Consider the following 20,438-nt stretch of genomic DNA (forward strand, 5'->3'; position numbering starts at 1 on the left):
CGTGCGCTCCGGTCTACGCCGGGCCCCGCAAGGGCGGCAAGAGCGCCTGCGCCGTCCGGCGGCCCATCGTGACCGGCTCGTGATCAGGGGAGTATGCGTACCGATCCCGGCTGCTTGCGGTCAGAGCAGCGAGGGCACCTCCGCCGCGGCGACCTCGCGCGCCGCGCGCTCCACCGCGCTGGCCAGGAGGGCCAGGTCGGTGGGGCCGTTGCCCAGTTCGCGGACGGGGCGGCGGGCCGGCGGGTCGCCCATGCGCTGCCACTCCAGCGGAACGACCGTGGGCCGCTGGGTCGCGGTGCGCGGGATACGGCCCGTCACCCGGCCGCCCTGGAAGGCGACGGTCCGCCCGTCCGGGTACGTCAGCCTGCCGCGTCCCGGTGCCGGTTCGTCGGGCCCCGCGGACGGCGCGTCCAAGGCGATGCGCAGGGTGGCCGTCCTGGCCGGCTCCGTCTCCGCCGTACGGCCGCCGCTCCCGGACGCCGCCACCAGGTGCACGCCGAGCCGCTCGCCCTCCCTGGCCACCGCCTCCAGCGCCCGCATCACCGAACCGGCGGCGGGCCGGCCCGGCGAGCCGAGCGCGGGGGAGACCAGGGCGTCCAGGTCGTCCACCACCACGACGAGCCGGGGCAGCGGCGGTGCGGCCTCGGTGCGCTGCCGGGCGGCGGCGCCGGGCCGCAGCCGCAGCGTGGAGCTGGGCGGCGCCTCTATGTCTCCGGTCCCGGGCGCGGTCCCCGTCCCGGGCGCGGCCGGCCGGCCGCCGGGCGTGCGCTGGGCGACGATACGGCCCGACACCTCCCGGCCGGTGTGCCACTGGGCGAAGTCGGTGCGCCCGACCAGCTCCGTGCGCCGCTTCAGCTCGGCGCTCAGCGACTGCGCGAACTCCCGCATGCGGACGGGGTCGTTGGCGATGAGATGGGTCGTCACATGGGGTATGTCCGTGCAGACGCGCAGTCCTTCACCCCGCGCCGCTCCCGTGCCGATGCCGTCCCGGCCGTCTATCAGCACCATGCCCAGCCGGTCCGGCCGCTCGGCCGAGGCCAGCGAGGCGACCAGCGCGCGGAGCAGCTCCGTACGGCCGCTGCCGGACGGCCCCTCGATCAGCAGATGCGGCCCGTCCGCCACCAGGTCGGCGGTGAGCGGACCACGCGGCCCGGCACCGAGCACCGCCCGGGCCCGCCCGCCCAGCGACTCGGTGTCGTCGGCCGCGTCCGCCCAGCGGGCCATCAGCGAGGCCGGGGTGGCCCGGGCGAGTCCCAGCTCGTCCAGCAGCCGGGCCGACTGGGGCAGCGGCGCGGCCACGCGCGCGTGCCGTTCGCCGACGGGGCCGTCCGGACGCAGCGGCGCGAGCGCCCGCGCGAACCGCTCCGCCCAGGCGGGGGAGACGGCGTCGACGGCGGCGAGCGCACCGGGACCGACGGGACCGGCGGGTGCGACGCGCATCAGATGCAGAGTGCCGACGACATCACCGCTGAGCAGCGCGGCGGTCCCGCAGTGCCGCAAGGTGGGCGTGACCGCGCAGGCCGCCTCGTACGTCTGTGCCACCGGCGAGGCCGCAGTGGCGGCCGCGGTCTCGGCCAGACACACCACGTGGATCCCGGCCCGCGGCCCGGCCACGGCCAGCCGCGCCACGCCCTCCCGCAGGCCGGCACCGCCGGGATCCCCGTCCACGACCACCACGGTGTACGGCCCCGGAAAGCCGCCCGGACCGGCCGGCTCGGCACCTTCCCGGGCCCAGGAGGGACGACGGGCGGGAGCCCGCTCGGGTGAACCGGTGCCCGCGCCGGCCCGGGGCGAGGGGGAGACTCCCTCTCCGGTACGGCCGCCCGTCGGGGCGGCGGTGCGATCGGCCGCGCCGTGCTCGTCGCCGGGCCGGGCGGAGGACGCCGGGGCGGACCGGGCCGAGGGGACTGCGGCGGACCGGGCCGAGGGGTCGGGGCCGGCCCAGGGTGCTGCGCCGGATGCGGGTGCGCCGACGCCCGGTACCGAGCCCGGGCCGGTGGGCGGCGGAGCCGGTGTGCCCGCCGGAGGCGTCCGGGGCGGGGCGGGCTGGGCCGTGCTGCGGCCCGATGCCGCGTACTCCTCCACCCGGTGCAGGAGCTCCTCCACGCGGGCCGCCGCCTGTTCGCGGTCGTAGGCCAGCAGAAGACGGCAGTCCTGGCCGCGGCCGGGACGGACGTGCGGCAGCCAGCCCAGCCAGGACCACTCGGCCGTGCGCTCCTCCTCCGGGCGGGAGCGGTCCGCGCTGATCAGCACGATCTCCAGCAGGTCGGGCGAGTGCAGCGCGGCCAGCTGGGCCAGCACCGCGCGGGCCAGCCCGGACAGCCGGGGGCGCGGACCGGCCAGGCCCAGGGCGCCCGCCTCGCGCAGGGCGGCGGTCACCGGCACGGCGGGCAGCGTGCCCGAGCCGTCCGGTGCGCTCCGGTCGGCCGTGCCGACCCGCACGGTCAGCGCCTCCGGGTGCCCCGGCCCGCGCTCCCACAGCCGGGGACCGGGACCCAGCGCGGTCAGCAGCAGCGCGGCCGGGTCGGGCCAGGTCTCGGGCCGCTGCGGGGCACCGGTCACCGCAGTGTCCGCGGGGCCGGCGGCCTCACCGCCGTACGCCTGCGAGCCGGCGGCCGGCTGTTCCCCGCGTCCGCCGGTCAGCCGCCGGGCCCATGAGCCGAGGCCGCCCCGCCGGCGGACGCCCTGGGGTACGTCGGTGCCCCGCAGCGGTGTGCCCTTGCGGCCGCTGCCGCTGCCGCTGCCGCCGTCCGCCTCCCTGCCGGAGGAGGCGGTGCCCGGCGCGGAGAGCGGCGACGGCTCATCGCCGTATGCGCCTGCGTGCGGGCCCCCCGGGCCGCCGACGCCGTGCCGCCCCGCGTGCGTGTCCCCTGTGTCGGTGTCCGTCGCGTACGGGTGTCCTGCATTCGTGTCCGCTGCGTGGGTGCGCCCTGCGTACGGGGATCCTGCGTCCGTCCGCCCTGAGCCCGCGCGGTCCCTGTCGGGACGTCCTGAGCCCGCGCGTCCTCCGTCGGGGCGTCCTGAGCCCGTGCGTCCTGCGTCCGTCCGCGCTGAGCCCGCGTGTCCTCCGTCGGGGCGCCCTGGGCCCCCGCGCCCCGCGTCCGCTCGGCCTGCCTCCGCGCGCCCGCCGTCGGCAGGACCGGCGGTTGCCGGGCCCTGAGGCTCCGTGCTTCCGTCCCGGTGCTCGATGTGTGGGGCCCCGGCCTGGCCCGGCACCGTCGGCTGTTCGCCGCGGCGGTGTTCCTGAGCACCCGCGAGTCCGCCCGAGGATCCCCAGCCCGCCGAGCCGTGGGCATGATGCGTCGGCCCCGAGGGGCCGCGGGCACCCGCGCCCGGGGCGGGCGCGGGTCGCGTGTGCCCCGCGCCACCGGCACCGGCCCCGCCGTCACCACCGACCCCGGCCCCGGCGCCCGGCTCCGGCTCACCCCCGGAACCGCCGGCTTCCCCTTGCCCGGCCGTCCCGCCGGCGCCCGGGGTGATGCGCACGCACCCTTCCCCGTCCGGCACGGTCCGCACGCGGGCGCCGGGTCCGCCGGACGGGGTGACCCGCAGGGCGGATTCGCCGATCCTCAGCAGCGCGCCGGGAGGGAACCGCACCGGGTGGTCGCTCAGGCGTGTGCCGTCCAGGGCCGTGCCGTTGGTGGATCCGAGGTCGGCGACCGAGACACGGCCGTCGGCGGCGACCGTGACCGCGCAGTGCAGGCGGGAGACGTCCGGGTCGTCCAGCGGGACGTCGGCGTCGGCGGAGCGGCCGACCGTGATCCGGCCGCCGTGCAGCAGATGGACCCCGCCCGCGTCCGGACCCGCCACCACGTGCAGCTGGGTCGGGGCGTCGTCCAGCTCGGGATGCGGCTCGGGTGCCGCCGGGGCGCCCAGGGACAGCACGGCGCCGTCGACCAGCGGGGGCTCGCCGAGGGCGCAGCGGCGGGCGTCCAGCCGCTCGGCACCCGCGTACAGCACGACGGCGGCGCCGCTGGACTCCCGTCCCGTGCCGCCCTCCCCGGTGACCGCCGCGGCCAGCGCCGACGCCACCGCGGCCAGGTCCGTGCCCGTGGGTGCCGTCACCAGCACGTCGCGGCTCGTGGCACGCTCCCGCTGCGCGGACGGGCCCAGCGGGTCTACGACGGTCAGCCGGATCTGCATCGCCGTCAGCGGTCCCTTCTGCCCGGGCGCGGACATCCCCCACCCCCGCACGAGCACGTCGGCCAGTACTGCACGCATCCTCGCACCTGTCACTGACAACGCGCCCACGGCCCGGCGCCAAGTGATCTTGATTGGTCAGCTCTGCCCCCAAAAGTGCCTGACCGGTAATGCATCGGCGATCAGTTGAGATCGGTCACGTCCGGTGTGCGGCAACCAGGAGACCGAGGTGAGCGTCTTTCCTTCGAACCTGGACGTGAACCTGGACGTGAACCCGGACCGACACGGTCGGGGAGGACCGGCGAACATCGCCGGGAACGCATACGTAGTGCCCTGTGGACCGGCACTACAGTGGGTCGGAACACCGGAATCCAGGCAAGCAAGAACCACAAGCAGCAGGGAGCGCGTGACGTGCGGCCAGTCGGCAGCAAGTACCTGCTCGAGGAGCCGCTCGGACGCGGCGCCACGGGCACCGTCTGGCGTGCCCGCCAGCGCGAGACCGCGGGCGCCGAGGCGGCCGTCGCCGGCCAGCCCGGCGAGACCGTCGCGATCAAGGTCCTGAAGGAGGAGCTGGCGAGCGATCCGGACATCGTGATGCGGTTCCTGCGGGAACGGTCCGTTCTGCTCCGGCTCACCCACCCGAACATCGTCCGGGTCCGCGACCTGGTCGTCGAGGGCGACCTGCTGGCCCTGGTCATGGACCTCGTCGACGGCCCCGACCTGCACCGCTACCTGCGCGAGAACGGCCCCTTCACCCCGGTCGCCGCCGCGCTGATGACCGCACAGATCGCCGACGCCCTGGCCGCGAGCCACGACGACGGCGTCGTCCACCGCGACCTGAAGCCCGCCAACGTGCTGCTGAGCCAGTACGACGGCCGGATGCACCCGATGCTGACCGACTTCGGCATCGCCCGCCTCGCCGACTCGCCGGGCCTGACCCGCACCCACGAGTTCGTCGGCACGCCCGCGTACGTGGCGCCGGAGTCCGCCGAGGGCCGCCCGCAGACCTCCGCCGTCGACATCTACGGCGCCGGCATCCTGCTGTACGAGCTGGTCACGGGCCGCCCGCCGTTCTCCGGCGGCAGCGCCCTCGAAGTCCTGCACCAGCACCTGAGCGCCGAGCCGCGCCGCCCCTCCACCATTCCGGACCCGCTGTGGACGGTCATAGAGCGCTGCCTGCGCAAGAACCCCGGGGAGCGGCCCAGCGCCGAGAACCTCGCACGCGGCCTGCGCGTGGTCGCCGAGGGCATCGGTGTGCACGCCAACGCCGCGCAGATCGCCGCGGCCGAGGGCGTCGGTGCCCTGCTGGCCCCGGACCCGGACCCGGCCGCCGTCCCGGGCGTGCCCGGCGCCGCCGACCCCACCCAGGTGCTGCCCACGAACGCGCCGCAGGGGGCGTACGGCGTCCACGACCCGAACGCCGCGACCAGCTTCCTGCCGCACACCGGCGGCCCCGCCGGCGCCGCCGACCCGACCGCCGTACTGCCGAACACCGGTGCGGCGGACCCGACGGCGGTCATGCCGCCGATGCCGCAGGGCCAGCCCGGCGGCCAGGGGCAGCAGCCCGATCAGCCGCACCCCTGGCAGACCCAGCTGCGCGCGGCCCGGGACCGCAACGAGCAGACGCAGATCCAGTACCTCGACCCCGACGAGGACCCGCTGCGCCGCCGCCCCCAGCGCCAGGTCGCCCGGCCGCAGCAGCAGCGCCCGGCCCCGCAGGCGCGCCAGCAGCGTCCGCAGCCGCGCGGACAGCAGCAGCCGCCGGCCGGGTACGGCTATCCGCAGCAGCAGCCCCAGCAGCCTCAGCAGTACGCCCCGCAGCAGCAGCCCCAGCGGTACGCGCCGCCCGCCCCCGAGCCGCAGCGGCCCGCGCGCGAGCCCCGGGCGCCGCGGCAGCGCAGCGCCAACCCGATGAAGATCCCCGGGCTCGGCTGCCTGAAGGGCTGCCTGTTCGTGATCGTCATCCTGGTCGTCGCGAGCTGGCTGGTCTGGGAGCTGACCCCGCTGCACACCTGGATCGGACACGGCAAGGGCTACTGGCACCAGGTGAAGGACCTGGTGGGTTCGGTGAGCCACTGGGTCAAGCGGTTGGGCAGTTCCTCGGGCGGCGGCAACTGATCGCTGGTTTGGGGATTTGTCGACACCTGGCGGGTGATTTCCGTCTCCGGGGTGAAGGTTGGCTCCCAGGGCGCGTAGTTTTAGCGACAACACGCGTCTGTAGGAGCAGCCTTGGCACGGAAGATCGGCAGCCGGTACACCGCGCACCAGATCCTGGGGCGGGGCAGCGCCGGCACGGTGTGGCTGGGCGAGGGACCGGACGGCCCCGTCGCCGTCAAGCTGCTGCGCGAGGATCTCGCGTCCGACCAGGAGCTCGTGGGGCGGTTCGTCCAGGAGCGCACCGCACTGCTCGGCCTGGAGCACCCGCACATCGTCTCGGTGCGCGACCTGGTGGTCGACGGCAACGACCTGGCCCTCGTCATGGACCTGGTGCGCGGAACCGATCTGCGCACCCGGCTGGAGCGTGAGCGCAGGCTCGCCCCCGAGGCGGCCGTGGCGATCGTCGCGGACGTCGCCGACGGGCTGGCGGCGGCCCATGCGGCCGGGGTCGTGCACCGGGACGTGAAGCCCGAGAACGTCCTGCTGGACATGCAGGGACCGCTCGGCCCGGGCGGTGCGCATCCCGCGCTGCTCACCGACTTCGGTGTGGCCAAGCTGATCGACTCGCCGAAGCGGACACGGGCCACGAAGATCATCGGTACGCCCGACTATCTCGCCCCGGAGATCATCGAGGGACTGCCGCCGCGGGCCGCCGTGGACATCTACGCCCTGGCGACGGTCCTGTACGAGCTGCTCGCCGGCTTCACGCCGTTCGGCGGCGGTCACCCCGGCGCGGTGCTGCGCCGGCACGTCACGGAGACCGTCGTGCCGCTGCCCGGCATCCCCGACGAGCTGTGGCAGCTGATCGTGCAGTGCCTGGCGAAGGCGCCGGCCTCCCGGCTGCGGGCCTCCGAGCTGGGGGCGCGGCTGCGGGAGCAGCTGCCGATGCTGACGGGGATCCCGCCGCTGGACGTGGACGAGCCGGAGACGGAGTCCCCCGAGGAGGGGGAGGGGCCGCAGGAGGCGCCGGCGCCGGCCGCGTCCGGGGAGCCGCCGCGCCGGCGCGGTGCGGTGTCCCTGGTGCCGGGCGCGAAGCCGGACTCCAACCGGGACACGCATACGTCGATGAGGGTGCCGGCGGCCGACGAGCTGGCGGGCGGTGCGCGGGGGACCGCGCGGGCGCCGCGGGCCTCCGGTGCGCCGCGGCCGGGGTCCGCGCGGCATCGCGCCGCCGCTCGGCGCCGCAGGATCACCCTGGGTGTCGCGGGGGTGGTGCTGGCCGCGGCGATCGGTGTCGGCGCCTGGGCGGCCACCTCGGGGGACGACGGGCCGCCGCAGGACACCCACAGCACCTCGGGCCCCTGACGCCCTCCGGGGCGCTCCGCCCTCCGGACCTCCGCGCGGCCACGGCCCTGCCCGGCCCGCGTCCTCCGCCCGGCCCGCAGCCCGCGCGGCTCACGGCTCACCCCCCGGCCCACGGCCCTGCCCGGCCCACGGCCCGCGCGGCTCATGACCCCGCCCATGCCCACGGCCCCGCGCGGCTCATGACCCCGCCCATGCCCGCAGCCCGCTCGGCTCGCGGCCCCGCCCTGCCCACGGCCCCGCCCGGCCCCGGCGGCAGGCACCCGCTCGCCCTGCCCGGCCCTCGCCGGTCGGTGGAGCCGTTACGCTGGAGGCGTGGCAGTCGTCGATGTATCCGAAGAGCTGAAGTCCCTCTCCTCGACCATGGAGTCGATCGAGGCCGTTCTGGACCTTGACAAGATGAGGGCAGACATCGCCGTGCTCGAGGAGCAGGCGGCCGCGCCGTCCCTGTGGGACAACCCGGACGAGGCGCAGAAGATCACCAGCAAGCTCTCCCACCTCCAGGCGGAGGTCAGGAAGACGGAGGCGCTGCGCGGCCGGATCGACGATCTCGGCGTGCTCTTCGAGATGGCCGAGGAGGAGGACGACCCGGACACCCGTGCCGAGGCCGACTCCGAGCTGGCCGCCGTGCGCAAGGCGCTGGACGAGATGGAGGTCCGGACGCTGCTGAGCGGTGAGTACGACTCCCGTGAGGCGCTCGTCAACATCCGCGCCGAGGCCGGCGGCGTCGACGCCGCCGACTTCGCCGAGAAGCTGCAGCGCATGTACCTGCGCTGGGCCGAGCAGCGCGGCTACAAGACCGAGGTGTACGAGACGTCGTACGCGGAGGAGGCGGGCATCAAGTCCACCACCTTCGCCGTCCAGGCTCCCTACGCCTACGGAACCCTCTCCGTCGAGCAGGGCACCCACCGCCTCGTGCGTATCTCGCCCTTCGACAACCAGGGCCGCCGCCAGACCTCCTTCGCGGGTGTCGAGGTGCTGCCCGTGGTCGAGCAGACCGACCACATCGAGATCGACGAGTCCGAGCTGCGCGTGGACGTCTACCGCTCCTCCGGGCCCGGCGGCCAGGGCGTGAACACCACCGACTCCGCGGTACGCCTCACGCACCTCCCCACCGGCATCGTCGTCTCCTGTCAGAACGAGCGGTCGCAGATCCAGAACAAGGCCACCGCGATGAACGTCCTGCAGGCCAAGCTGCTGGAGCGGCGCCGGCAGGAGGAGCAGGCCAGGATGGACGCCCTCAAGGGCGACGGCGGCAACTCCTGGGGCAACCAGATGCGTTCCTACGTGGTGCACCCGTACCAGATGGTCAAGGACCTGCGCACCGAGTACGAGGTCGGCAACCCCGAGGCCGTGTTCAACGGTGAGATCGACGGGTTCCTGGAGGCCGGCATTCGCTGGCGCAAGCAGCAAGAGAAGTAACTTTGTCGACATGACAACTGCCGCCCGAGTGGCGGCAGTTGTCGTATGTCTGGGTTTTACATCACACTCACAGGCTCCAAGTCCCGGCAAACGCCGCCCCATCGGACATTGCGCGCGCAACGGCCTTGACGTTGCTTTGAAAAGTGGGAAGGGTGAAGCGTGGCATGCGTATCTCTGGGGCGCATGTGAACCGGGGGAATGGATGACTCGGACCGGCTCGCACGCCGCTTCGGGTTTCGTCGGCCACCCCCGTCGATCACGGCAAACCCCGCACGCCGCCTCATTGACGAACAGCTACTGGGGGTAGCAACCATATGACGAAGAAGACGCGGATCCGGGTCGCGCGGATAGCCGCCGGCGCCGTGATCACGGTGGGTGCCTCGCTGACCGCCGCGGGTGCCGCCTCGGCCGCGGGCATCGATGTCCAGGCGGGTCCGATCGACATCGGTGTGAGCACCGACGGCCCGGCCGACGGTGGCAACGACGCCGGTGGCACCGGCTGCGACCCGATCGGGATCTGCGAGTCCGCCGGTGGCCAGTCCGCCGGTGGCAACGACGCGGGTGGCCAGTCGGCCGGCGGCAACGATGCCGGTGGCAACGACGCGGGCGGTAACGACGCGGGCGGTAACGACGCCGGTGGCAACGACGCCGGTGGCAACGACGCGGGCGGCAATGACGCCGGTGGCAATGACGCCGGTGGTAACGACGCGGGCGGTAACGACGCGGGCGGTAACGACGCCGGTGGCAACGACGCCGGTGGTCAGTCGGCCGGTGGCAACGACGCGGGCGGCAATGACGCGGGCGGTAACGACGCCGGTGGCAACGACGCCGGTGGCCAGTCGGCCGGCGGCAACGACGCCGGTGGCCCCAGCACCTCGGGTGGCTCCAGCACCTCGGGCGGTTCCAGCACCTCCGGTGGTTCCAGCACCTCCGGTGGTTCCAGCACCTCCGGTGGCTCCAGCACCTCGGGTGGCTCCAGCACCGGCGGTGACAACGGCGGCTCCAGCACCTCCGGCGGGAACGGGCACACCACCCCCGACGGCGGCAACAACAACGCCTCCCAGGAGGAGGGCTCCTCGGCCCTCACCGACACGGGCTCGGACACCTCGGCCCAGGGCGGCGACAAGCAGCTCGCCGAGACCGGTGCCGGACAGACCGCGTTCCTGCTGGTCGGCGCCGCGACGATGATCGCCGGCGGCATCGGCTTCCGCGTTCTGCCGCGTCTGGTGAACGGCCGGGGCGGCGCGGCCGCCTGAGCGTAGCCGTACGGACGCGCCGTGTAGGTGCGGTACGTCGCGGAAGGGCCCGGAGCGTGACGCTCCGGGCCCTTCCCGTGTCCTTGCCCGGTTCTGCCGGTCCTTTTACGCGGTCTGGTGCGCCAGCAGCGCCACCGCGGCGATCAGCACCGCCAGCAGCGCGATCAGCGCCATCGGATTCAGGCCCGCGAAGAAGGCCTGCTGCTGCAGTCGCTCGCGGTTGGCGCGGCACACCGGGCACCGGCCCTCGCTCACGGGCGCCGCGCAGTTCGCGCACACCAACCGGTCGTACGTCATGCGGTCGCCCTCCTTGCTCCGGCCATCATCCCTACAACGCTTCCTGGAACGAGAACGTTCCCCCTCCACTCTGCCAGGTTCCCGCGCGGCTTGCGCGGGGCGCCCGTGCGGCGGTGGTCTCCGCCGGGGCACGACCGCCGGTCCGCCGCGGGCTCCGGCGCCCGCCCGGTGCGGTCGCACGCCGATACGGCCCCGTGCCCTCGCCGCGACAGCCCCGGCCGCGAGGGAAAGTCCCGTACAAAAAGGCACAAGTCTCGCCCAACCGCAACCGGACCCTGCGCTTGTGTACTCGGTTCGCGTATGGTCACGCTCATCTACCCCCGGCGACCCGTGGTGCATCCGTGATCCGATTCGACAACGTCTCCAAGGTCTACCCCAAGCAGACCCGCCCAGCCCTGAGGGATGTCTCCCTGGAGGTGGAGAAGGGCGAGTTCGTCTTCCTCGTAGGGTCCTCCGGCTCCGGAAAGTCCACCTTCCTGCGGCTCGTACTCCGCGAGGAGCGGTGCAGCCACGGCCAGGTGCACGTCCTGGGCAAGGACCTCGCGCGACTCTCCAACTGGAAGGTGCCGCAGATGCGCCGCCAGCTGGGGACCGTGTTCCAGGACTTCCGGCTGCTGCCGAACAAGACGGTCGCGGAGAACGTGGCCTTCGCCCAGGAGGTCATCGGCAAGTCGCGCGGCGAGATCCGCAAGTCCGTGCCGCAGGTGCTCGATCTCGTCGGGCTCGGCGGCAAGGAGGACCGTATGCCGGGCGAGCTGTCCGGTGGTGAGCAGCAGCGCGTGGCCATCGCGCGGGCCTTCGTCAACCGGCCCAAGCTGCTCATCGCGGACGAGCCCACGGGCAACCTCGACCCGCAGACCTCCGTCGGCATCATGAAGCTGCTCGACCGGATCAACCGGACGGGCACCACCGTCATCATGGCGACGCACGACCAGAACATCGTGGACCAGATGCGCAAGCGCGTCATCGAGCTGGAGAAGGGCCGCCTCGTCCGCGACCAGGCCCGCGGCGTCTACGGCTACCAGCACTGACCCGCACCCCGAGTCACGTCCACGGAAAGGCTTAACCCGAGGCCATGCGCGCCCAGTTCGTCCTGTCGGAGATCGGTGTCGGTCTCCGCCGCAACCTGACGATGACCTTCGCCGTCATCGTGTCCGTCGCCCTGTCCCTGGCCCTCTTCGGCGGCTCCCTGCTGATGAGCGACCAGGTGAGCACCATGAAGGGCTACTGGTACGACAAGGTCAACGTTTCGATCTTCCTGTGCAACAAGAGCGACGCGCAGTCGGACGTGAACTGCGCCAAGGGCGCGGTCACCGAGGACCAGAAGAAGCAGATCCTCACCGACCTGCAGAAGATGCCCATCGTCGCGAAGGTGAACTACGAGTCGCAGGACGAGGCGTACAAGCACTACAAGCAGCAGTTCGGCAATTCCCCGCTGGCCGGCTCGCTCACGCCGGACCAGATGCAGGAGTCGTACCGGATCAAGCTCAAGGACCCGAAGAAGTACCAGGTGATCGCGTCCGCCTTCAACGGGCGTGACGGTGTGCAGTCGGTGCAGGACCAGAAGGGCATTCTGGACAACCTCTTCCAGCTGCTCGGCCTGATGAACCAGGCGGCGCTCTTCGTGATGGCGCTGATGCTGCTGATCGCCCTGCTGCTGATCGTCAACACGGTGCGCGTCTCCGCGTTCAGCCGGCGGCGCGAGACCGGGATCATGCGCCTGGTCGGCGCCTCGGGCTTCTACATCCAGGCGCCGTTCATCATGGAGGCGGCGGTCGCGGGCCTGATCGGCGGCGGCCTCGCCTGTGTGTTCCTGGTGGTCGGCAGGTACTTCACCATCGACCACGGCATGGCCCTGTCCGCCAAGCTCACGCTCATCAACTTCGTCGGCTGGGACGCGGTGTTGACCAAGCTGCCGCTGATCCTCGCCACCAGTGTGCTGATGCCCGCGCTTGCGGCGTTCTTCGCGCTGCGCAAGTACTTGAAGGTGTGACGCATGCCAAGAGGGCCGTACGTGCATCCGGACGTGCGGCCCTCCGCCTTGTCCTAGACTCACGGCCATGTCAGGCCGAGACCTGTTCTGTCCGCCCCGCCGCACCCGCCGCGGGGCCGCCCTGACATTGGTCTTCGCCGGCGTCCTGGTCGCCGGCGCCGCCACCGGATCCTTCCCGGACACCGGCCCGGCGGGCTCCCCGGGCCGCAGGGCCGCCGCCGGCCCGCAGCGCACTGCCCCGCGCCACGAGGACGTGCGGAAGGCCGCCGCCGAGGCCATGGCCGACGGGAAGTCGCCGATGGAGGCCGCCGAGCGGGCCGTCAGCCGCAGCGGGGACCGCTGGGGCGCCGTCTACTCCGAGGGCGAGTACCAGGAGTTCCAGGAGGCCCTCGACGGCCAGTACACGGGCGTGGGCCTGTGGGCCCGGCGCGAGCAGGACGGCCGTATCGAGGTGACGAGGGTCCAGCCCGGCTCGCCCGCGGCCGACGCCGGGATCCGCAGGGGCGACCGGTTGCACAGCGTCGACGGCCGACCCGTCGACGGACGGCCGGTCACCGAGGTGGTCTCCTTACTCCGCGGTGACGCCGAGGACGCGCCCGCCGGTACGACGGTCAGGCTGGGCCTGGAGCGCGGCACGCGCGCGTGGACCGAGACCCTGCACCGGGTCAGGCTGTCCACCGACTCCGTGACCGCCCGCACACTGTCCGGCGGAGTCACCCTCATCAGGATCGCCGCCTTCACCAAGGGCTCCGGGGACGCCGTCCGCGCCGCCCTGCGCGAGGCCCCGGCCGATGCCGGAGTCGTGCTCGACCTGCGCGGCAACTCGGGCGGCCTGGTCACCGAGGCCGTGGACACCGCCTCCGCCTTCCTCGACAGCGGCCTGGTCGCCACCTACGACGTCGACGGCGCCCCGCGCTCCCTGCACGCCGCCGGCGGGGGCGACGCCACCCGGCCCCTGGTCGTCCTGGTCGACGGCGGCACCATGAGCGCGGCCGAGCTGCTCACCGGGGCCCTGCAGGACCGGGGCCGCGCGGTCGTGATCGGTTCCCGGACCTTCGGCAAGGGCTCCATCCAGATGCCGACCGAGCTGCCCGACGGCTCGGTGGCCGAGCTGACCGTGGGCCACTACCGCACCCCTTCGGGCCACGCCGTGGACGGCCGGGGCATCGTCCCGGACCTGGACGCCGGCCCGCAGGACGCCCTCCAGCGGGCGGAGACGGTCCTCACCGGTCTCGGCGACCCCTCCTAGCTCGCCAAATACGCTTCCCACCCACCCCCTCCATGGTGCGAAAATGGTCGGCACTATGAGCAAGGGAATGTACGTACCGAAGGAGTCCCAGCCCAAGCAGGGCGCAGGGGCCGCCAAGGCCAGGGACGGCGAGAAGGGCGGCAAGCGCAAGATCGTCGCCCAGAACAAGAAGGCCCGGCACGACTACGCGATCGTCGACACCTACGAGGCCGGGCTCGTGCTCACCGGCACCGAGGTCAAGTCGCTGCGCGAGGGACGGACCTCGCTGACCGACGGCTTCGTCCAGATCGACCGGGGCGAGGCGTGGCTGCACAACGCCCACATCCCCGAATACCACCAGGGCAGCTGGACCAACCACTCCGCGCGCCGCAAGCGCAAGCTGCTGCTGCACCGCGAGGAGATCGACAAGCTGGAGTCCAAGGCCCAGGAGACGGGTCACACCATCGTGCCGCTCGCCCTGTACTTCAGGGACGGCCGCGCGAAGGCCGAGATCGCGCTTGCGCGAGGCAAGAAGGAGTACGACAAGCGGCAGACCCTGCGGGAGAAGCAGGACCGGCGTGAGTCGGACCGTGCGATCGCGGCGGCGAAGCGGAAGCAGCGCGGCGTCTAGCCGGGCCGCCGGGAATGGGCTGGCATCGGCGTGCGTCGGTCACGTACGATGGCACTGCACTCCACAGAGGGTGCGCGCCCCCTCTCCGGAGGGATTGAAAAATCAACATGGGGATGATCGGTTTCGACAGCGGCTGTCGAAGCAGGGGAAGCGTGTCGAGGAAGCGGCAATGATCTCGTAAACCATATGTCGCAAAAAATAATCGCCAACACCAAGCGCGATTCCTTCGCCCTCGCTGCCTAAGTAGCGACTTGCGAAGTGTCAGCCCGGGGCTGTTCCCGACCCGGATCCTGGCATCAGCTAGGGGACTAAACCTTGATCCCGGTCACGGGGTGAAGAGGGAAATCTAACAGTGACTGAGCCCGTCGGCGACTTGTTCGCGTGATCGCCGGGGCTGAGAAAATCACAGCGGACTGCACACGGAGAAGCCCTGATTCCGCACCGTTGGACGCGGGTTCGATTCCCGCCATCTCCACCAGTGGAGCACTCCTCCGCACCCCATGTGGGCAAGGCCCCGTCGCTTCGAGCGGCGGGGCCTTTGTCATGCGGTCCGTGTCCGGCCCCTCGCCGAGTTGATCAAGAGGGCGGCGGTCGCCGCCGCCACCGGGACCGCGAAGGCGGTGGCGCAGGAGAGGTGCTCGGCCGCCCAGCCGCCCGCCGCCGAACCGGACGCGATCCCCATGAGCAGCCCGGTCACCACCAGGCTCATGCCCTCGTTGAGCCGGTCCGCCGGGGTGCGCCGCTGCACCAGGGTCATCGCGGTCACCATCGTCGGCGCGGTCGCCATGCCCGCGACCAGCAGCGCGCCCGCCAGGGCCACGAGCGAACCGGTGACGGCGGCCGCGAGCCAGGGCAGCGCCATCAGGACGGCCATCGCCGGCAGGCACCGGGCCAGGCTCAGGCCCGACGGTTTCAGCGCCCCGTACAGCAGGCCGGCCGCACACGAACCGGCCGCCTGCAGCGCGAGGACGGCACCGGCCGCCGCGCGATGCCCCTGCGCGTCGGCGTAGGCGATCGTGACGACCTCCATCGCACCGAACACCGTGCCCATCGCCACGAAGCAGGCCAGCAGCGGCGGTATCCCCGGGCTGCGCAGCGGTGACGGCGCCTTCGAACGGGCCCGCGGCGGCGGCTCGGTCGCCCGCTGCGCGGTGAACAGCAGCATCCCGGCCAGCAGCAGCACGGCCCCGACGAGCGTGCCCGCCTCCGGGAGGAAGGCGCCGGTCAGGAAGGACGCCAGCACCGGCCCGAGCATGAAGCACAGCTCGTCGGCGGCCTGTTCGAAGGAGTTCGCGGTGTGCAGCGCGCCGGGGTCCTCGCCCAGCAGGTGGGCCCAGCGGGCGCGGGACAGACCGCCGATGTTCGGGGTGGCCGCGGTGGCGGCGTACGCGGCGAACAGGGTCCAGTCCGGGGCGCCGTAGCGGACGCACAGCAGCAGGGCGAGGCTGCCGAGCACCGCGGTGAGCGTGGCCGGTACGGCGACGCGGGCCTGCCCGTGCCGGTCGACGAGCCGGGCGATCCAGGGCCCGGCCACCCCGGTCGCCGCGAGCCCGGTGGCGGTGACGGCCCCGGCGAGGGCGTACGAGCCGCGGGACCCGGCGATCATCACGACCGCGCTCACACCGAACATGCCGATGGGCAGGCGGGCGATCAGATTGCCGGCGGTGAAGGCGCGGGTACCGGGAAGCGAAAAGAGCCGCCGGTATCCGGTGTGCTGCTGCTGTACGTCTGTTGTTCGGTCGTCTTCGGTGTGCTGCTGCTGTACGTCTGTTGTTCGGTCGTCTTCGGTGTGCTGCTGCTGTACGTCTGTTGTTCGGTCGTCTTCGGCGGGCTGCTGCTGTACGTCTGTTGTTCGGTCGTCTTCGGCGGGCTGCTGCTGTATGTCTGCTGTTCGGCTGTCTTCGGTGTGCTGCTCCTGTCCGTCGGGTGTCCGGCTGTCCTCGGTGGTCTGTTGCGGCATGGCTCCACGGTCGCCCGGAGAGGATCAAGCGGTCCAACACCTTCTCGGTGCCGATTCACGCACCCGCGTTGTAAGTTCGGCGCCATGTCCGCCCCCGCCGCCATAGACCCCCGCCTGCTACGGGCCTTCCTCGCCGTAGCCGAGGAGCTGCACTTCACCCGCGCCGCGGCCCGCCTGTACGTCGCCCAGCAGGCGCTCAGCCGGGATGTGCGACGGCTGGAGCGGGAGCTGGGCGCGGAGCTGTTCGTACGGACCACCCGGCAGGTCACCCTGACCCCGGACGGCGAGCGTCTGCTGCCGCACGCGCGCCGTGTCCTCGCCGCCCAGGACGACCTGCTCGCCGCCTTCGGCCAGGCCCGGCCGATGCTGGTCGACCTGAACTCGGCCGGTCTCGGCACCGGCCGCCGTGTGCTGCACCGGGCCCGGGAGCTCGCCCCCGACTGCGAGCTGATGGCCCGCTACGAGAGCGGCCTGACGGGAGCCGCGGCCGATCTGCTCGCGGGCCGGCTGGACGCCTCCTTCGGGCGCTTCGCGGGCCTGGACCCGGCCCTGCGCTCGGGCCTGGAGCAGCAGCCGGTGCGCTACGAGCCGATGGCCGTCGTCCTGCCCGAGGACCACCCCCTGGCCGCGCTGCCGGCGGTGCCGCTGGCCGCGCTGGCCGGGGAGACGGTGTACGCGGGCGCCGGGAACCCGCGCACCCGGGAGTGGACCGACCTCGCCCTGCAGCTCTTCGAGGGGCGCGGCATCCGTCTCACTTCGCCCCTTCCGCCGACGGCCGGGGACGAGGAGTTCGAGCGGATCATGGCCAGGACGCGGAACCCGGTTCTGGCCGTGGTGGACTTTCCGGCCATGCCCCGCACGGTGCTGCGGCCGCTCGTCGACCCCGTTCCGCTGTCGCCCGTGTCGCTGGTCTGGCGCAAGGGGCTGGTCCATCCGGGCCTGGACGCACTGCGCAGGGCCGCGGCCGAGATCGCCCATGCCGAGGGGTGGCTGCGACGCCCCGTCGACCGATGGATTCCGGCCACGGACGACGAGGTGATGGGCCTGCGCCGGTGACACCCCGGCAGCCCCCCGCATGCCCGTTCCCGCGGCCTCCGGCCATGCCCATGACCCCGGCCATGCCCATGACCCCGGCCGTTCCCATGGTCCCCGGCCGTTCCCATGGTCCCCGGCCGTTCCCATGGTCCCCGGCCGGCCGTTCCTATGACCTCCGGCCGTTCCCATCGCCTTCGGCTGTTCCCATGCCCCCGGCCGTTCCCATGCCCCCGGCCGTTCCCTCACCGACGCCCCGCACCGCGCGTGAGAGCAACGTTCCCTTCCGGTGACTCACAGCCACAGGCAGGAAACGCGCTCTCCCTACCTTCGGGCTGAGTCCGTCCTGGGCCGACCGAGCACCGGAGCACCGTGGAGGCGCAATGACAGCCCCAGCCCCAACCCGTCGTAGTGGCCGCTGGATCGAGCGCTGGGATCCGGAGGACGAGGGCTTCTGGAAGGAGGGCGGAGAGAACATCGCCCGCCGCAACCTCTGGTTCTCGGTGTTCTCGGAGCACATCGGGTTCTCGATCTGGACGCTGTGGTCCGTGCTCGTGCTCTTCATGGGGCCCGAGTACGGGCTCAGCCCCGCCGACAAGTTCCTGCTGACCTCCGTGGTCACGCTCGTCGGCGCGGTCGCCCGGGTGCCCTACACCTTCGCCGTCGCCGTCTTCGGCGGACGCAACTGGACGATCGTCTCGGCCGGTCTGCTGCTCGTCCCGACCGTCGCCGCGTTCGTGGTGATGGAGCCGGGGACGTCCTTCTCCACCTTCCTCCTCGTGGGGCTCCTCGCCGGGATCGGCGGTGGCAACTTCGCCTCCAGCATGACCAACATCAACGCCTTCTTCCCGCTGCGCAAGAAGGGGTGGGCGCTCGGGCTCAACGCCGGCGGCGGCAACATCGGCGTCCCGGTCATCCAGCTCGTCGCCCTCGCGATCATCGGGGCGAACGGCGGGCCGCGCGTGCTGCTGGGGATCTACATCCCGCTGATCGTCGTCGCCGCCGTCCTCGCCGCGCTGTTCATGGACAACCTCGCGACCGTGAAGAACGACACGGGTGCCGCCAGGGACGCGGCGAAGGACGGGCACACCTGGATCATGTCCTTCCTCTACGTCGGGACGTTCGGCTCCTTCATCGGGTACAGCTTCGCCTTCGGCCAGGTGCTCACCAACGAGTTCGGGCGCACCCCCCTCCAGGCCGCCTACCTCACCTTCGTCGGCCCGCTGCTCGGCTCCCTCATCCGGCCCGTCGGCGGCCGGCTCGCCGACCGCTACGGCGGGGCCCGCATCACCCTCTGGAACTACATCGGCATGGCCGCCGCCACCGCCTGCCTCGTCTTCGCCAGCATGGAGAAGTCGCTGCCGCTGTTCGTGTCCGTCTTCGTCGTGCTGTTCGTGCTCAGCGGGCTGGGGAACGGTTCGACGTACAAGATGATCCCGGGCATCTTCCAGGCCAAGGCCGTCGCCAAGGGGCTGCAGGGAGAGGAGGCGGCCGCCTACGGCCGGCGGCTCTCCGGCGCCTCCATGGGGCTGATCGGCGCCGTCGGCGCACTCGGCGGTGTCGGCATCAACCTCGCCTTCCGCCAGTCCTTCCTCTCCTACGGCTCCGGCACCGGCGCCTTCGTCGCGTTCCTCGCCTTCTACGGTGTCTGCTTCGTGGTCACCTGGGCCGTATACCTTCGTCGCCCGGCAGCCCAGGTCCAGGCCGAGGCCACCGCTGCGGAGGCGAAGCCGCAGCTCAGCTACGCCGAGGTGTGACGTCGCATCGGTAACACCGTGGACATCAAGCCGAACCGAGCCTGTCACGCACCGTTGACAGGCTCGTTCGGTATGCGGGCCAGGTAGGAGAGCCATGTACGACGAACAGCAGCAACCCGACCAGGGACCCCTCGCCGGGTTCACCGTGGGTGTGACGGCCGCGCGCCGTGCCGATGAGCTGGGCGTGCTGCTGGAGCGGCGCGGCGCCACCGTGCTGCACGCGCCCGCCCTGCGCATCGTGCCCCTGGCCGATGACGGCGAACTGCTCGCCGCCACCAGGGAGATCATCGACCGGGCGCCGGACGTCGTGGTGGCCACCACCGCCATCGGATTCCGGGGCTGGATCGAGGCCGCCGACGGCTGGGGCATCGGGGAGCAGCTGCTCGGGCGGCTGCGCGGGGTGGAGCTGCTCGCCCGCGGGCCCAAGGTGAAGGGGGCCGTTCGGGCGGCCGGGCTCACCGAGGAGTGGTCGCCGTCGAGCGAGTCCATGGCGGAGGTGCTGGACCGGCTGCTGGAGGAGGGCGTCGAGGGGCGCCGGGTCGCCGTACAGCTGCACGGGGAGCCGCTGCCGGGGTTCGTGGAGTCGCTGCGGGCCGGGGGAGCGAAGGTCGTCCCGGTGCCGGTGTACCGGTGGATGCCGCCGGAGGACATCGGGCCCGTCGACCGGCTGATCGACGCCGTCGTCTCGCGCCAGGTGGACGCGCTCACCTTCACCAGCGCCCCGGCCGCCGCGTCGCTGCTGTCGCGGGCCGAGGTACGAGGGCTGCTCGGTGAGCTGCTGGTCGCGCTCGGCCATGACGTGGTGCCCGCGTGCGTCGGCCCGGTCACCGCGCTTCCCCTGCAGGCCCGGGGCGTGGACACCGTGCAGCCGGAGCGGTTCCGGCTCGGACCGCTCGTCCAGCTGCTCTGCCGGGAGCTGCCGGGACGGGCCCGGGCGTTGCCGATCGCCGGGCACCGGGTGGAGATCCGCGGCCATGCGGTGCTGGTGGACGGTGAGCTGAAGCCGGTGCCGCCGGCCGGCATGTCCCTCCTGCGGGCGCTCTCGCGGCGGCCGGGATGGGTGGTGGCCCGCGCCGAGCTGCTGCGCGCGCTGCCCGGCGCCGGGCGCGACGAGCACGCGGTGGAGACCGCGATGGCCCGCCTCCGTACGGCACTGGGCGCGCCGAAGCTGATCCAGACCGTGGTCAAGCGGGGGTACCGGCTGGCGCTGGACCCGGCGACGGACGCGAAGTACGCGGACGCGTAGCCCGGGGAAACCCGCTC

The 20,438-nt window shown here is 72.9% G+C and carries 14 protein-coding genes and 1 other RNA gene; 12 read left to right on the forward strand and 3 right to left on the reverse strand.

What is annotated here, in order from left to right; genetic code table 11:
• Positions 1–120: 120 nt before the first annotated feature.
• Positions 121–4,143: an FHA domain-containing protein gene (locus ACZ7P3_RS28120; protein ID WP_472086157.1), complete on the reverse strand. Its 4,023-nt coding sequence runs from the start codon at positions 4,141–4,143 to the stop codon at positions 121–123.
• A gap of 408 nt (positions 4,144–4,551) precedes the next feature.
• Between ACZ7P3_RS28120 and ACZ7P3_RS28125 the strand changes: the two genes are divergently transcribed.
• From ACZ7P3_RS28125 to ACZ7P3_RS28140, 4 genes are all read left to right on the forward strand, one after another.
• Positions 4,552–6,258 (forward strand): serine/threonine-protein kinase, encoded by a 1,707-nt coding sequence (locus tag ACZ7P3_RS28125; protein ID WP_472085863.1) that lies wholly within the window; start codon positions 4,552–4,554, stop codon positions 6,256–6,258.
• 111 nt (positions 6,259–6,369) lie between these two features.
• Positions 6,370–7,602 (forward strand): serine/threonine-protein kinase, encoded by a 1,233-nt coding sequence (locus ACZ7P3_RS28130; protein WP_472085865.1) that lies wholly within the window; start codon positions 6,370–6,372, stop codon positions 7,600–7,602.
• A gap of 312 nt (positions 7,603–7,914) precedes the next feature.
• Positions 7,915–9,021: a peptide chain release factor 2 gene (gene prfB, locus ACZ7P3_RS28135; protein WP_472085867.1), complete on the forward strand. Its 1,107-nt coding sequence runs from the start codon at positions 7,915–7,917 to the stop codon at positions 9,019–9,021.
• A 314-nt stretch (positions 9,022–9,335) separates the two neighbouring features.
• Positions 9,336–10,277 (forward strand): hypothetical protein, encoded by a 942-nt coding sequence (locus tag ACZ7P3_RS28140; protein WP_472085869.1) that lies wholly within the window; start codon positions 9,336–9,338, stop codon positions 10,275–10,277.
• Between the two features lie 105 nt (positions 10,278–10,382).
• Here ACZ7P3_RS28140 and ACZ7P3_RS28145 read toward each other — a convergent pair whose 3' ends face one another.
• Entirely contained in the window at positions 10,383–10,574 is a 192-nt protein-coding gene (locus ACZ7P3_RS28145) for a hypothetical protein (RefSeq protein WP_472085871.1), read from the reverse strand.
• Positions 10,575–10,915: 341 nt separating this feature from the next.
• Between ACZ7P3_RS28145 and ftsE the strand changes: the two genes are divergently transcribed.
• From ftsE to ssrA, 5 genes are all read left to right on the forward strand, one after another.
• Entirely contained in the window at positions 10,916–11,605 is a 690-nt protein-coding gene (gene ftsE, locus ACZ7P3_RS28150; protein ID WP_031159396.1) for a cell division ATP-binding protein FtsE, read from the forward strand.
• 44 nt (positions 11,606–11,649) lie between these two features.
• Positions 11,650–12,567: a permease-like cell division protein FtsX gene (ftsX, locus tag ACZ7P3_RS28155; RefSeq protein ID WP_472085872.1), complete on the forward strand. Its 918-nt coding sequence runs from the start codon at positions 11,650–11,652 to the stop codon at positions 12,565–12,567.
• 67 nt (positions 12,568–12,634) lie between these two features.
• The gene (locus tag ACZ7P3_RS28160; protein ID WP_472085874.1) at positions 12,635–13,816 is read left to right on the forward strand and encodes a S41 family peptidase; all 1,182 of its coding nucleotides are present in this window, start codon (positions 12,635–12,637) and stop codon (positions 13,814–13,816) included.
• 67 nt (positions 13,817–13,883) lie between these two features.
• Positions 13,884–14,426, forward strand: a complete 543-nt coding sequence (gene smpB / locus ACZ7P3_RS28165) for an SsrA-binding protein SmpB (RefSeq protein WP_472086159.1) — start codon at positions 13,884–13,886, stop codon at positions 14,424–14,426.
• A 109-nt stretch (positions 14,427–14,535) separates the two neighbouring features.
• Positions 14,536–14,904: a transfer-messenger RNA gene (gene ssrA / locus ACZ7P3_RS28170) on the forward strand.
• Positions 14,905–14,967: 63 nt separating this feature from the next.
• Here ssrA and ACZ7P3_RS28175 read toward each other — a convergent pair.
• Positions 14,968–16,386, reverse strand: a complete 1,419-nt coding sequence (locus ACZ7P3_RS28175) for an MFS transporter (RefSeq protein WP_472085875.1) — start codon at positions 16,384–16,386, stop codon at positions 14,968–14,970.
• Between the two features lie 84 nt (positions 16,387–16,470).
• Here ACZ7P3_RS28175 and ACZ7P3_RS28180 point away from each other — a divergent pair, with 84 nt between their 5' ends.
• From ACZ7P3_RS28180 to ACZ7P3_RS28190, 3 genes are all read left to right on the forward strand, one after another.
• Entirely contained in the window at positions 16,471–17,442 is a 972-nt protein-coding gene (locus tag ACZ7P3_RS28180) for a LysR family transcriptional regulator (RefSeq protein ID WP_472085877.1), read from the forward strand.
• Positions 17,443–17,801: 359 nt separating this feature from the next.
• Positions 17,802–19,175 (forward strand): nitrate/nitrite transporter, encoded by a 1,374-nt coding sequence (locus ACZ7P3_RS28185; protein ID WP_472085879.1) that lies wholly within the window; start codon positions 17,802–17,804, stop codon positions 19,173–19,175.
• Between the two features lie 94 nt (positions 19,176–19,269).
• A complete protein-coding gene (locus ACZ7P3_RS28190; protein WP_472085881.1) occupies positions 19,270–20,421 on the forward strand; it encodes a uroporphyrinogen-III synthase in 1,152 nt (383 codons plus the stop codon).
• The last annotated feature ends 17 nt before the right edge of the window (positions 20,422–20,438 follow it).

The organism is Streptomyces sp. NPDC107581 (assembly GCF_055657175.1).